The organism is Pantoea sp. Sc1, from assembly GCF_000255315.1.
In the GTDB taxonomy this organism is placed as follows: Bacteria; Pseudomonadota; Gammaproteobacteria; order Enterobacterales; family Enterobacteriaceae; genus Pantoea; species Pantoea anthophila.
Genome location: NZ_AJFP01000002.1, coordinates 152,545 through 165,045 on the forward strand (window position 1 = coordinate 152,545; position 12,501 = coordinate 165,045).

At 50.4% G+C, this 12,501-nt stretch carries 13 protein-coding genes and 1 pseudogene; 8 read left to right on the forward strand and 6 right to left on the reverse strand.

Annotation, left to right across the window (positions count from 1 at the left end):
• The first annotated feature begins 164 nt into the window (after positions 1-164).
• Entirely contained in the window at positions 165-1,256 is a 1,092-nt protein-coding gene (locus S7A_RS18535; protein ID WP_009092854.1) for a diguanylate cyclase, read from the forward strand.
• Positions 1,257-1,293: 37 nt separating this feature from the next.
• On the opposite strand, the gene map is transcribed toward S7A_RS18535, so the two are convergent.
• From map to S7A_RS18550, 3 genes are all read right to left on the reverse strand, one after another.
• Positions 1,294-2,079, reverse strand: a complete 786-nt coding sequence (map, locus tag S7A_RS18540; protein ID WP_009092855.1) for a type I methionyl aminopeptidase — start codon at positions 2,077-2,079, stop codon at positions 1,294-1,296.
• Entirely contained in the window at positions 2,076-2,321 is a 246-nt protein-coding gene (locus S7A_RS18545; RefSeq protein WP_009092856.1) for a ParD-like family protein, read from the reverse strand. The genes map and S7A_RS18545 overlap by 4 nt, the downstream gene beginning before the upstream one ends.
• 306 nt (positions 2,322-2,627) lie before the next feature.
• A complete protein-coding gene (locus S7A_RS18550) occupies positions 2,628-4,556 on the reverse strand; it encodes a methyl-accepting chemotaxis protein (RefSeq protein ID WP_009092857.1) in 1,929 nt (642 codons plus the stop codon).
• A 115-nt stretch (positions 4,557-4,671) separates the two neighbouring features.
• Here S7A_RS18550 and S7A_RS21685 point away from each other — a divergent pair, with 115 nt between their 5' ends.
• A complete protein-coding gene (locus S7A_RS21685; RefSeq protein WP_237712326.1) occupies positions 4,672-5,085 on the forward strand; it encodes a hypothetical protein in 414 nt (137 codons plus the stop codon).
• On the opposite strand, the pseudogene S7A_RS21690 reads toward S7A_RS21685, so the two are convergent.
• Positions 4,993-5,449, reverse strand: a pseudogene (locus S7A_RS21690) (DDE-type integrase/transposase/recombinase); the annotation flags it as partial. The gene S7A_RS21685 and the pseudogene S7A_RS21690 sit on opposite strands and share 93 nt — an antisense overlap.
• 155 nt (positions 5,450-5,604) lie before the next feature.
• Entirely contained in the window at positions 5,605-6,078 is a 474-nt protein-coding gene (locus S7A_RS18560) for a MarR family winged helix-turn-helix transcriptional regulator (protein WP_009092859.1), read from the reverse strand.
• 139 nt (positions 6,079-6,217) lie between these two features.
• Between S7A_RS18560 and S7A_RS18565 the strand changes: the two genes are divergently transcribed.
• The 3 genes from S7A_RS18565 (at position 6,218) to S7A_RS18575 (ending at position 8,413) form a co-directional block, all read left to right on the forward strand.
• Positions 6,218-6,649, forward strand: a complete 432-nt coding sequence (locus S7A_RS18565; RefSeq protein WP_009092860.1) for an organic hydroperoxide resistance protein — start codon at positions 6,218-6,220, stop codon at positions 6,647-6,649.
• Positions 6,650-6,742: 93 nt separating this feature from the next.
• On the forward strand, positions 6,743-7,531 hold the full coding sequence (locus tag S7A_RS18570; RefSeq protein WP_009092861.1) for an HpcH/HpaI aldolase/citrate lyase family protein: 789 nt from the start codon (positions 6,743-6,745) through the stop codon (positions 7,529-7,531).
• Positions 7,532-7,702: 171 nt separating this feature from the next.
• Positions 7,703-8,413 (forward strand): nitroreductase, encoded by a 711-nt coding sequence (locus S7A_RS18575; protein ID WP_009092862.1) that lies wholly within the window; start codon positions 7,703-7,705, stop codon positions 8,411-8,413.
• A gap of 702 nt (positions 8,414-9,115) precedes the next feature.
• On the opposite strand, the gene S7A_RS18580 is transcribed toward S7A_RS18575, so the two are convergent.
• Positions 9,116-9,754: a TetR/AcrR family transcriptional regulator gene (locus tag S7A_RS18580; protein ID WP_033736746.1), complete on the reverse strand. Its 639-nt coding sequence runs from the start codon at positions 9,752-9,754 to the stop codon at positions 9,116-9,118.
• A 266-nt stretch (positions 9,755-10,020) separates the two neighbouring features.
• Here S7A_RS18580 and S7A_RS18585 point away from each other — a divergent pair, with 266 nt between their 5' ends.
• The 3 genes from S7A_RS18585 to S7A_RS18595 all read left to right on the forward strand — a co-directional run bounded on the left by S7A_RS18585 (position 10,021) and on the right by S7A_RS18595 (position 12,501).
• Entirely contained in the window at positions 10,021-10,398 is a 378-nt protein-coding gene (locus tag S7A_RS18585; RefSeq protein WP_009092864.1) for a peptidase, read from the forward strand.
• A 2-nt stretch (positions 10,399-10,400) separates the two neighbouring features.
• A complete protein-coding gene (gene umuC, locus S7A_RS18590) occupies positions 10,401-11,663 on the forward strand; it encodes a translesion error-prone DNA polymerase V subunit UmuC (protein WP_009092865.1) in 1,263 nt (420 codons plus the stop codon).
• A 118-nt stretch (positions 11,664-11,781) separates the two neighbouring features.
• Entirely contained in the window at positions 11,782-12,501 is a 720-nt protein-coding gene (locus S7A_RS18595) for an alpha/beta fold hydrolase (RefSeq protein WP_009092866.1), read from the forward strand.

The following is a 12,501-nucleotide window of genomic DNA, read 5'->3' on the forward strand; positions in this document are numbered from 1 at the left end:
ATCGCGCTGACAGGCGACAGCAGTCATCTGTCAGCCGAACAATATCGGCTTTTAATGCGTAGTCGATCATTCTTAATCCGGCAATAAGAATATTCTGCAAACATATTACTTTTATTCACCAGTTTGGATAAACTGACGTAACCTTTCGCTGCTTCAGTCTGCATATGAACTATTACACACCTGACGATGCTCAACTGAAGCGGCGCGCCAGCCGATTCGTGCGCCGTATGTTTATGATGCGTCAGCTCGGTACGCTGCTCTGCTTTTTGCCGATCCTGTCAGTGCTGATGGAGCGGGGGAGATGCGCGGAACTCTGCCTGCTGCTGTTCGTCAACGCGTTTGTCTGGCCCTATGCCGCCTACAGGCTCGCCTTACGATCGCGCGACCCCACAGGATTTGAACGCAAGAGTCTGACGCTGGATGCGGCTTTTGGCGGCGTCTGGGTGGGGATGATGGCGCTGAGTCCTTTCCCCTCACTGGTTATCATGGCCGTACTGATTTCTGACCGCTATTCCGCGGGCGGCTGGGTACAGCTGAAATCTGCGCTGCAGGCCTTTTTGCTCACTTTTGTGCTGGTATGGTCAGTCGCGGGTGCACCGATCATGCTGAACTTCTCTACCCGTACCGCCTGGCTGACTCTGCCACTGGCCAGTGTTTATCTGCTGGCGCTCAGTGTGGTTTCGCACAATCTGACGCTGAGCCTGCGTAAAAAGAATCGCGAGCTGGAGCGCATCGCGCTGATGGACCCCGGCCTGAAAATCCCGAACCGTCGTCTGTTTGAGCAGCGACTGGAAAGCGAATTTCTGCGCACTCAGCGAGGCGAGGGCAACGCCTGGCTCATGCTGCTGGATGTCGATCACTTCAAACAGGTTAATGACACGTTTGGCCATGAGGCGGGCGACTTTCTGCTGACAGAGATTTCGGCACTGTTACGAAACAGCGTGGGTCTGAAAGATATACCCGCCCGATTTGGCGGGGATGAGCTGTGCGTCATTGTGCGTGAGGCCGATGAACCCAGCATCCTGCGACTGGCTAAAAAGATCCAGGAAGGCATTACCTTGCTGCGGTTGCCTGCTTCGCCCACTTTTCAGAGTTCGGTGAGTATCGGGATTGCTTCAGCGCGCGAAGCGGCTTCGATTCATGAATGGCTGCGACGCGCTGATGAGGCGCTTTATCAGGTGAAGCGCGCCGGACGCAATGATGTGCATGTCTGGCGGGCTTCCTCCCTCAACACACTTAGTGAAGTTCGCGACTGAAAAAGTCCAGAGCCTGAGACACTCTCAGGCCACTAGATTAAATTGCCGGGTAGTCACCGGTGCCTTCCGGCCAGGGCGTCAGCAGATCGAAGCCGCTTTCCGTCACGGCGACCGTGTGCTCCCACTGCGCCGAGAGTGAACGATCTTTCGTCACCACCGTCCAGCCATCAGACAGCACGCTGGTGCCCGCTTTACCGGCATTGATCATCGGTTCGATGGTGAAGATCATGCCCGCCTTGAGTGGCATTCCCTGGCCCGGTGTGCCGTAGTGCAGCACCTGCGGTTCGGTGTGGTAAATCTCACCCACCCCGTGACCGCAATATTCACGCACCACGGAGAAACCGGCCGCTTCTGCCACACGCTGTATTGCGGCGCCGATATCGCCCAGCGTTGCGCCAGGACGGACCGTTTTGATCCCGGCCACCAGCGACTGATAGGTGATCTCAACCAGCCGTTTCGCCCGGACTGATGGCGTGCCGACGAAGTACATGCGGCTGGTGTCGCCGTACCAGCCATCCTTGATGACCGCTACATCGATATTAACGATATCGCCATCCTTGAGCTTTTTCCCGGCCGGGATACCGTGGCAGACCACATGATTGACCGAGGTGCAGGTAGTGCGGGTATAGCCTTGATAGCCGATGTTGGCTGGCGTCACCTTCAGTTCGTTCACAATAAAGTCGTGACAGATATCATCCAGCTCTTCGGTGGTGATGCCAGGCCGGACGTGTGGCGTGATCATGGCCAGCACCTGCGCGGCAGCCTGTCCCGCTGCCCGGGCCATCTCGATTTCTGCTGCGGTATGAATTTTAACGCTGTTCATGACACATCTCCTTGTGTGGCGAGGATCTCTTCAGGGAGCATGTTCCGGATATCGGTGCGGCCCTCCACCTCCAGCCGGATCAGCATCTGCGCCAGCTGGTGTTGGGTCTGCTGGGGATAGAGTTCCGCCAGCATGCCGATTTTAAGCCAGTGTTCAGCTTGTGCATTGATGGAGCGGCTCATCGCCTGACTGGCGATGCGCAGATTCTCATGCATCAAATCCGAGATTTTTACGATACCCATGCTAATCCTATATAAAACGTATATGTTTCGTATATAGCATATCTGTTATGACATGGGTTGCAAGGGTAAATTTATGCGCGCAGGATAATGTCCGTAATTACAGAGACATCATACGAGTAGATACGTATCGCCACGTGAAGCGAGGTCCTTCTGAGGGAGTGTGAGATCGCTGCGTGCAAACGGAACACATTGCTTTCAGCTGCAGCCATGCTTGCAGGTTAGTGAATCGCCCGGCGCCAGATAGCTGGCCCGGGCAGTAATGCTGGATCAGTTTACGGGCTCATCGCAGCCAAACCCTGATTTGCACTATACGTTAACCACTTTGAATACGGATATTTCCTGTGCGAGCTGTGCTGCCTCGTCTCGCAGAACCTGAGTGTTTTCTGCAGTCTGGTTAATGAGTGACAGGTTTTGCTGAATACCGCGCTCCATCTGTGTAACCGCCAGCGTCATTTCAGAAATGCCTTTGCTCTGCTCATCACCGGCGACCCGCATCTCCCCAACAACCTGTCTGACGCGATGTACGTCGTTAACCAGTTGTTTCAGTTGCTCGCCAGCACCTTTCACCAGCTTGCTGCCAGCAATGACCGTGCTGTCGGAATCGGAAATGAGGAGTTTGATTTCCTGTGCTGCGTTTGCGCTACGCTGCGCCAGCGCACGGACTTCTGCTGCGACAACGGCAAATCCTTTTCCCTGCTCACCGGCGCGCGCCGCTTCCACTGCCGCATTCAGCGCCAGTATATTGGTCTGGAAGGCAATGCTGTCAATCAGTCCCAGGATTTCAGCGACGCGTTGTGAGGAGTTCTGAATGGCTGCCATAGTGTGCACCATTTCCTCCATTGTTCCTGAACTGGTCTGCGCAATCTGTGAAGTTTTTTCCGCGACCGTATCTGCCAGCCGGGTGTTTTCAGCGTTCTGCTGTACTGTTGCGTTAAGTTGTTCCATCGCAGCAGCACTCTGCTCAAGCGCAGCGGCCTGCTCCGCAATCTTGTCTGAAAATGACTGATTGCTCTGAGCCAGCCCAGATGCATTGATCGCTACCGTTTCGCTGCTACCTTGAACACGCGTGATTACCCCCGCAATCTTATCGACGAAAATGTTGAAGGCTCCGGCAATGTCGGCAAGTTCGTCGTGCCCATTGCGCTCAAGACGGCGCGTCAGATCGCCATCTCCTGTCGCAATCTCGTTCAGAGCATCATAGGTATGACGCAGGCGCTGACCAATACGTTGTGTAAACCACCAGGTGAGAATAAGCAGAATAATCATGGCAGGCACAAGGAATATGAAAATATCCCACATGATCGTGCGGGCCATGCCACTGACCACTTTCTCCGGCGTAACCAGACCTATGATCCAGCCAGTTCCCGGCATGCGGAACAGGGTAACCTGTGCGGATTGATTCAGGTGTGCATCATTAATACGATCGACTGTGGTCAGGGTTGCATCAGGCCCGAGGCTTTTTAGTTTTGACACAACGGGCTGCAGCCAGCTCTCTTTCTGAGCAACAGTGGATAAGGTATTCAGCACTTTGGTATCCACGCCAGGGTAGTAGAGCAGCGTACCGGTCTTGTCTGCCGCAAGGGCATAACCCCCCGTCACATTACCCTGAGTTTTCACAAACTGTGCCAGGTTATCCAGCATCACATCCAGTGTAGCGACACCCGCGAAACGGTCACCGGCATAGTAGGGTACGCTGCAGGTCACCATTTTGACGCCTGAAACCTGATCCTGATAAACATCGGACCAGGTACAGCGATCGCGTGGTGCATTGCGTGCCTGTGTATACCAGCTTTCCTTGTGATAATCGCCGGTAGCAGGCTGATTATATCCGTCAGAGTAAGCGAGTTTGCCACTCTCTTCACGCGCCCAGAAGAAGCTGCGCAGTGCAGTGCCTGCAACAAACGCATCCGGCTCAGGCCAGATACCTCCACCGGCGATAGTATGATTACCATTACTGTCGATCATTTGCGGAAAACTGTTCTGCCACAGCGAAACATCGTGTGGCAGCACCTCTGCCAGACGCGCCATGCTGACTGCCTCTCCCTGAATGCCCGCCAGCTGCTGGTCCAGCCTGCTGACCAGGTTTCCACCGGCTTGCTCAATTAATTTATTGCTGGCTTCAATAATGCGTGGCTGGCCACGTAACAACAGTACAAGACAGACAATTGCGGTCGTCACGCCTAACAGCAGGACGCCACCCAATGTCATTTTTGTAGCAATACGTGCAGGAAACATATTTATCCTTATTTATCAGGAAATTATTTTCTTCATGTGACGAGCTTTCTGTGGAAAGCAACCTGGTGATATACCCCTTATTGATTATCGGCAGGCGCCTGCGGATGTTCAGAAAATGTCCAGTTTATTTAGCTGGTCAGAGGAGAACTGCCCGTTCCACGGTATTTGCCCTGTCTGCGTCTGGCACGAAAAAGCGCTGAGTGTGAGGACATCAATAACTTCCGGAGATCCAGTGGTGCTTCAGAAATGTCAGTCTCTGATGCAAATTAACGGGCAGGCAGGGTGTTATCAGACGCAGTCGGGCAATGAGGACAGAACGTACAGCAGTTGCTCGCAGGACAGCGTTTCACTGTTCTGGCCGTTACCGGATGAGTTCATTGAATGGTGCAGGGAGGGGGATTTGGTGCTGCGGGCTGTTCACGCGATTCGTAGTTCTTTTTCTTTGCTTCAGCAACTGAAAAAAGCTTTCTGCAACTGCATTATCGTGGCAGTTACCGCGATGGCTCATGCTGACTTCAACTCCATGTGATTTCAGGAACGACCACCACTCATGACATGTGTACTGACTGCCCTGATCAGAGAACCCGCGCCTGTTTTGGGGGGTATGCCGCCGTACAGCCATCAGCAATGCGTTCAGGACACTCTGCTTGTCCATCTGCGGTTACATCGACCGCCAGCAATTTCGCGTGAGAACAGATCAACAATCATGGCAGGATACAGCCAGCCTTCGTGGGGCCTGATGCAGGTAATGTCCCTCATCCAATGCTCATGCGGAGCAACAGGATTGATTGTCGCAGGAGCCTGTTGGGAGACAAGATACTTACCTCGCCTTTATCTGCCCGCAGATCCAGATGGTTTCTGCGATAACCCTGGACGCATCCTGATAATGGCCACGATCAACAACCTCTTTTACTGCTTTAATTTAAACTCTTCAGAATAGCGCTTACTGCCCATGTGCACCTCTCTTTAGAATATTTTAAAGGACGGGGCTGTTAAACCTGTGGCGATTCATTCACGGGATAAGTAGCTCAGACAGTGAGGTTAAAATTCAGTCTGAGCTTGATGTATTTAATAAATTATCTCGTACCCTGAGGATTGCTTTTTGCAGCACCTGCACTTCTTCCAGGGTCAGTCCAAGACCATTAAAAACATCCAGACAGCGATGGCTTGCTTTGAGCAATTCTCTCCCACCATCAGTAAGAAAAATGCCCACTTTTCGCTCGTCTTCCTTTGAACGTAACCTCAGTACGACATCCTTTTTTTCAAGGTTTTTTAACAATGGCGTCAGGGTGCTGGAGGCTAAAAATAGTTTCTCACCTAATTGATTCACGGTCTGGCCATCCTCTTCAGCCAGAGCCAGAAGCGTAATCCATTGCGTGTAAGTTAAGCCCAGTTCAGCCAGGTAGGGCTGGTAAGCCTTGCCGAATGCAAGGTTAGCTGTATAGGTTGCAAAGCACAGAAAATCGCCAAGTTTAGGCAAATTAGTGTACTCAGTCATATCAGGAATTTTGCTGTCAGTCATCAGATCTCTCCCGTGCATTTCGCCCTATCATATCGCATGCGATTTATTTTGTAAATTTTATTGACTCCACTTAATCATGCGATATGATCTGGTCATAATATATCGCATGCGATTTAATAAACCAGTAAGGATTAACACCATGAAAATTTTTTATAAAACTCGTGCAACTTCAGTCGGTGGTCGTGATGGCCACGTCGCGCTGGATGATGGTTCATTCGGTCTGGATTTAGTCAGCTTCAAAAATGAAAGTGGTAAGACAGGTGCAAATCCTGAGCAGTTATTCGCGATGGGGTATGCAGCATGTTTCGATAACGCCCTGATTCATATCATCCAGCAACAAAAACTGGAAGGTGTTTCGACAAAAACTTCCTGCGCTGTTGGCATAGGACAAAATGCTCAGGGGGGATTTGCTCTGGATGTTGATTTGGATGTGGAAGTACGGGGAATGGACAAAAATTCCGCAACTGAACTTGTGAAGAAAGGACACGAAGTGTGCCCATATTCAAATGCCACACGAAATAATATTAATGTTCGTCTGCATGTAAGTGTTGTCGACACTTTTGATATCTGATGAATTAATAAAATGCCCAATTTGCGCGAGGAAAAATATCCTTACGCAGTTCTGATTTCAGTACGCAACTCTATAATAAGGAATATACAGATTATGGCCATTGTTAAAGATTATCTGAAGAATAATTTTAAGCATAATATCGAAAAGGGAAACCTGCAATTAGGTATAGGTCTCGAAATCCCCTCAGCTGATGTGGCTGAGGTTCTGGCAACCAGTAATTTTGACTGGTTGTTCATTGACGGGGAACATGGCGCTCATACTGTAGAAAGTATTGTTGCTGCGGCGCGGGCCATTGCACCATTTAATATGACGCCTGTAGTTCGTGTCGGAGGCCCCAGTACCGGCCTGATTAAACAGTTAATGGACCAGGGGATAAACAATATTATATTCCCTAAAGTGGAAACAAAAGAAGAAGCAGAACAAATCATGTACTGGTCTTCTTTTGCACCTCGTGGTAATCGTGGTATGGGGGCTTCTGCTGTTCGCGCTGGTCTATATGGTCGTATACCTTGCTATATGGAAAGGATTGCCAGTGAATCAATGATGATTATTCAAATCGAAAGCCGTAAAGGCCTTGAGAATCTGGAGGAAATTTGTTCTGTATCGGATATTGGTGCCATTTTCCTGGGTCCGATTGATTTGGCCGTTGATATGGGGCATGGGTTAAATATTTTCCATCCAGAAGTCGTTGAGGCGATGGAATATATGATTAAAAAAGTTAAAACACTCGGCATCCCTGTTGGGACAATAGCCGTCACTCCGGAGCAAGCAAAAAATTATAAAGATCTGGGCGTTTCATTCCTGGCTGTAGGAGGGGATACCATGCTGCTTTCCAGTGGTGCGGATGAAACCCATAAGAATTATTCTGATAGCCTGAAGTAATAATTACAGGGCGATTTTATCGTTATTAGCATTGGCCGAAATGATGCCTTTGCTAAAGACATTAAAAAATCCAACTTTTTTGGTGCCACGTTATCTTGCGGGCTCCAGTCCTGATGACTGGAAAAGTGTAGGAAAAAGGTTTCAAACATTATCCAGATTAAGGAAGCCGTTATGACGATGAAGACTGTCCAATCCGAAACATCATCCGATGAGACACTGTCATTCAAAGAAACTGCCCACGCACGTCGCTCTATCCGCAGTTTTCTCGACAAACCTGTGCCGCTAAGCATCATACGTGAGGTGCTGGAGGACGCCCAGAGCGCGCCATCCAACTGTAACACGCAGCCCTGGAATACCCATATCGTTCGGGGCGAAAAGCTTAAGCAGCTTTCCAGCATTCTCCACGTAAAAAATGATGCCGGTGAGTTCTCCCCGGATTTCTCTTTCGACCAGAATCACTTTTACGGCGAATATCGTAAGCGTAACGATGCGATGGGCAAAGCCTACTACGAAGCCATGAACGTTATGCGCGAGGATAAAGAAGGCCGGCATCGCGTGGGGGCGATGAACTACTCGTTCTTTAACGCCCCGCAGGCCGCGTTCCTGTTCATGCCTTCATTTGGCGACAACGTCCGCGTTGCGGGTGATATCGGTATGTATGGTCAGACGTTCCTGCTGTCGCTTGCGGCACGCGGTCTCGGTGGTATTCCTCAGACCTCGCTCGGTTTTTTTGCCGACCCCATCCGCGAATTCCTCGGCGTTTCTGACGAGTTAAAACTGCTGTTTGGTATCTCCTTCGGCTACCCGGACGAGTCAGCTCCCGGAAGTCGCCTCTGTATGGATCGCGTGCCGGTCGACACCAGCGTGACTTTCCACGACTGAAACACCGGGGGCGGCAACGTTTTGCCGCCCCCGGTTTTCTGTTTCTGCGAGCCATACATATGCCGAATGAAAATGCATTGCTGGAAAGATGTGGCTGGAAGGCTAACCCTGAAGAGGATGCCTCCCTCTCCCAACAGTATTCGCTGATAGCCACGCAGGAAAAATGGTAAGGGCCGGTAGCTCCTTGAAAAAACAATCAGCGCTTCATCTATCAACAGTGTGTTTACCGTAATTTAAAGCTCGTTTCTTGATCAACGCCGCCTGTTAAATTCTGAATACCTTAAAACAGGATTAACGTGGAATATTTAATGAAATGAGCACTCCTTTATATGCAACCTTCGGGCATACTTATGAGTCGCTGAATGGATGACATACGTCTGGGCAGGTCAACGTAACAATCGTCACGATATGAACGAACCGCATCCGTTTCTCGCGCTTAATAGACCCTGGCCTGCGTATCAGTGCGCTTTGAGTCAGAAGCGGACATCTGTATCAGGCAGCCTGCAAGGGAGAGCATAGCGCGTTAAGTCAGAGGCCAGAAGGAGGAATAAGGCACACATATCTTTAACTGAGACAGTGGAAAGCGCCTTTTGAAAAACCTTCCTTTAACGATCCAACCGCACAAAGCCATACCGTCTTCACATTCCAGCACAACCATTGTTTGTTTTCTTTTCCGACGCCGAACAATTGTGCCCACCCCTGTCATATTGAAGCCTTTCCTGAAAGATCTTCATCATTAACATTGCTGCTCATGAGCACGGATCTGACAACAAAATCATTACATCTTTTAAGCTCCTCGCTGTCAGGCTGAATTTTTCCGTATATCCGCATCCCTTCCAGCATCATAAAAATGCTCAGCGCCATGACTCTCGCGTTTTCATCGCGCCGAAAGACCTGCTGAGCCTGACCAGTGGATAGTATGTTTTCCAACCGATTAATTATTGTATTGAATTTATGGTGAACCCTTTTTTTTACCTCTTCGTCACCCGGTAAAAGTTCACTGGCAGCGGCAATTGTGAAACACCCTTTCTCTCCATCAGGAGAGGATGATAAAAGCGCCACAAATTCGAGCGTATCGCGCAATGCAGCTTCTGGCGATAACTCTACCTCGCGTTTGGCTGCTCTGGAAACGCCTTCATCCATATATTGATGTAGCGCCGCCAGATAGATAGCTCGCTTATCCGGATAGAGCTTATAGATACTGGCGCTGGCTAACCCTGATGCTTTCATCAGATCAGCCATTGAAGTTGCCCGATATCCTTTTTGCCAGAAACAGTCCAGTGCAGTGTTCAGGAAGTCCTGTGGATCGAATTCTCGAGGTCTGCCAGCAGATGATTTCATTTCATCCCCCTGTGTTGATAATTAATTGTAGATCGAACAATCTACAATTGAAAGCTCCTGTACATGTCCGACTTCAAAACTCGCCTGCTTGCCCATTTTTGTGCTGTCTGCGGCGATAGCATGTCCGCTTTCCGCCTGTAGCAGACACCGGCGTACACATATGAGCATTGCCGGCTGTAACGACTTATACTCATCACAGGAGTCATAAATGTGTATGCCTGTTGGATGCAGACAGGCAGCAATGCTGGTCAGAATGGAGCATTTTAATGGCCTTTCAGAATCCCGCTCAGAACTACACCGAAACGCGCCTTAACCTGGGCGATCTCGTTCATCTTTCCCCTTACTCAACCTATTTGATGCGCAGCGAAAGCGACTGCCCCGATGCCGGTATTGTGAAAGGATCTGTGCTGGCTATCGATCGTGCACTGACGCCTGTACACCGCCAGCTAATCGTTGCTGAGGTTGACGGGGAGCTGACGCTGAGACGACTGCTGCTCAATCCGGTTCCCGCCCTGCAGGCGCTGGACGAGGACGAAACGGTAACAGTGCTGGATGTGAACCAGACGCTGCCCGTCTGGGGTGTGGTTGCCTATGCGCTCACTGATGTGGCCGGGGTGGGATTCAACGGGCCGGCAGGAGAGTAGGGATGTTTGCGCTGGCCGATGCCAATAATTTTTACGCCTCCTGTGAAACGGTATTCCGACCCGACCTGCGCGGAAAACCCATTGTGGTTGTGTCGAATAATGATGGCTGCGTTATTGCCCGCTCGGCTGAAGCAAAGCGAATGGGCATAAAAATGGCGGCCCCGCTGTTTAAGAATGAGCGTTTCTTCAGGGAGAACGGGGTTTACGTATTCAGCTCCAACTACGAGCTGTATGGCGACATGTCGGCACGCATGATGGCGATACTGGGGGAGATGGCTGCGGGGCAGGAAGTTTACTCAATTGATGAGTGTTTTCTGGACGTTACAGGGATTAACAGCCTTATCCCGCTTGAGACCTTCGGACAGCAGATGCGCGAGCGTATCCGCAGAGAAACGGGACTCATCATTAGCGTGGGGTTTGCGCCGACGAAAACGCTGGCGAAACTGGCTAACCATGCGGCAAAGAAATGGACACAGACTAACGGCGTCGTGGACCTGTCCGACAGACACCGGCAGCGAAAGCTCCTGCACCTGACCGACGTCAGCGATATCTGGGGTATTGGTCAGCGCATCAGCAAACGCATGAATCAGCTGGGAATAACAACGGCTCTTCAGCTGGCAGACAGCAACATCAGCATGATACGGAAAAATTTTGACGTCATTATTGAGCGTATCACCCGTGAGCTGAATGGTGAGTCCTGCATCGCGCTTGAGGATGCACCGCCCCCGAAAGAGCACATACTGAACTCGCGGTCGTTTGGTGAAAGAATCACAAAACTTGAAGACATGCAGCAGGCAATCGTGCTGTATGCCACGCGTGCGGCAGAAAAGCTCAGAGAGCAGAATTCACGCTGCAGGCATATCAGTGTCTCAGTTGCTACCGGCAGACATGGCGATGAGCCGCGATATTCCAACACGACATCCTGCATGTGCGATTATCCGACCAGTGATACGCGGGACATTATAGAATCAGCGCTTCACGGTCTTGGCACTATCTGGCGGGAGGGCTTCCGCTATGCCAAAGCTGGGGTGATGTTGGGTGATTTTTACCCGTCCGGCATGACGCAGTTTGACCTGTTCAGTGAGCAGCAGCCCCGTGCAAACGCAGATGCTTTAATGGCAGCACTGGACAACATTAATCGCTCAGGGAAAGGAAAGGTCTGGTTTGCGGGGCAGGGAGCGCGCGACAGCTCATGGCAGATGAAGCGTGAAAGGTTGTCGCCACGCTATACAACGAGGTTAAAAGATATTCCTGCCATAAAGTAGCTAAAAGTATCGGGTGAGCCTGTTAGCTGAAAGTCCGCCCTGTGCCAGAAGCAGACCAAAAGGCAATCTTTCAATGATGAAAAAAGTATATTTTACGCTCCTTTAAGAGGGGGATTTAATGGATACAGGCGTCAGTCAGGAAACTGTAAAAGCTGACATTGCGGGAAAAAGCCTTGATGTGACACTCTTCAGAGTAAGGGATGCTACAACGTGTATTCTCTTTGTTCCCGGCCTGGGCGGCAACCCGCTAAGACACATAGGGCTTATCCGAACATTTGCTCGCCACGGAGTAGCCGTTGTAGCGCCACATTTCGAACTTTTGAATTCGCGTTTTCCGACTCAAGCTGAATTGACAGAGCGCGTCCAGCGACTTAACCTGGCGGCTGAAAAATTCTGCACAGGATATGCCTCAATATCAGGTGTTGGCCATTCACTCGGAGCAGTAATTTTACTCATACGTGCTGGAGCTACCGCCTGGACCAGTGCCAGAGAACCTGTCAGGTTTGAAGGCCATAATATCCTTAATCGACTGGTCCTTTTGACGCCCCCCTCCGACTTTTTTCCAGCACATCTGTCATTGGTCCCCATAAAGATACCGCTTCAGATTTGGGCGGGTGAAAAGGACGTAATTACGCCACCTGCACAGGCACTATTCTTTCATCAGTCCTTACGTTTACACACTTATTCTGAACTACACATTGCTGAGAATGCAGGTCACTTTACCTTCATGAATGAGCTACCTCCGCAGGTCATAGATCCTCATCCATCGCGAAACGATTTCCTTCTGAAACTGGGAGAAACAATAACTCAGTTCATCAAATCCCCAGAAGTCACATAA

Bases quoted from the DNA above. Each gene is read 5' to 3' on its own strand.
- S7A_RS18535 (WP_009092854.1), top strand. From the start codon at position 165: ATGAACTATTACACACCTGACGATGCTCAACTGAAGCGGCGCGCCAGC.
- map (WP_009092855.1), bottom strand. From the start codon at position 2,079: ATGAACAGCGTTAAAATTCATACCGCAGCAGAAATCGAGATGGCCCGG.
- S7A_RS18545 (WP_009092856.1), bottom strand. From the start codon at position 2,321: ATGGGTATCGTAAAAATCTCGGATTTGATGCATGAGAATCTGCGCATC.
- S7A_RS18550 (WP_009092857.1), bottom strand. From the start codon at position 4,556: ATGTTTCCTGCACGTATTGCTACAAAAATGACATTGGGTGGCGTCCTG.
- S7A_RS21685 (WP_237712326.1), top strand. From the start codon at position 4,672: ATGTCCAGTTTATTTAGCTGGTCAGAGGAGAACTGCCCGTTCCACGGT.
- S7A_RS18560 (WP_009092859.1), bottom strand. From the start codon at position 6,078: ATGACTGACAGCAAAATTCCTGATATGACTGAGTACACTAATTTGCCT.
- S7A_RS18565 (WP_009092860.1), top strand. From the start codon at position 6,218: ATGAAAATTTTTTATAAAACTCGTGCAACTTCAGTCGGTGGTCGTGAT.
- S7A_RS18570 (WP_009092861.1), top strand. From the start codon at position 6,743: ATGGCCATTGTTAAAGATTATCTGAAGAATAATTTTAAGCATAATATC.
- S7A_RS18575 (WP_009092862.1), top strand. From the start codon at position 7,703: ATGACGATGAAGACTGTCCAATCCGAAACATCATCCGATGAGACACTG.
- S7A_RS18580 (WP_033736746.1), bottom strand. From the start codon at position 9,754: ATGAAATCATCTGCTGGCAGACCTCGAGAATTCGATCCACAGGACTTC.
- S7A_RS18585 (WP_009092864.1), top strand. From the start codon at position 10,021: ATGGCCTTTCAGAATCCCGCTCAGAACTACACCGAAACGCGCCTTAAC.
- umuC (WP_009092865.1), top strand. From the start codon at position 10,401: ATGTTTGCGCTGGCCGATGCCAATAATTTTTACGCCTCCTGTGAAACG.
- S7A_RS18595 (WP_009092866.1), top strand. From the start codon at position 11,782: ATGGATACAGGCGTCAGTCAGGAAACTGTAAAAGCTGACATTGCGGGA.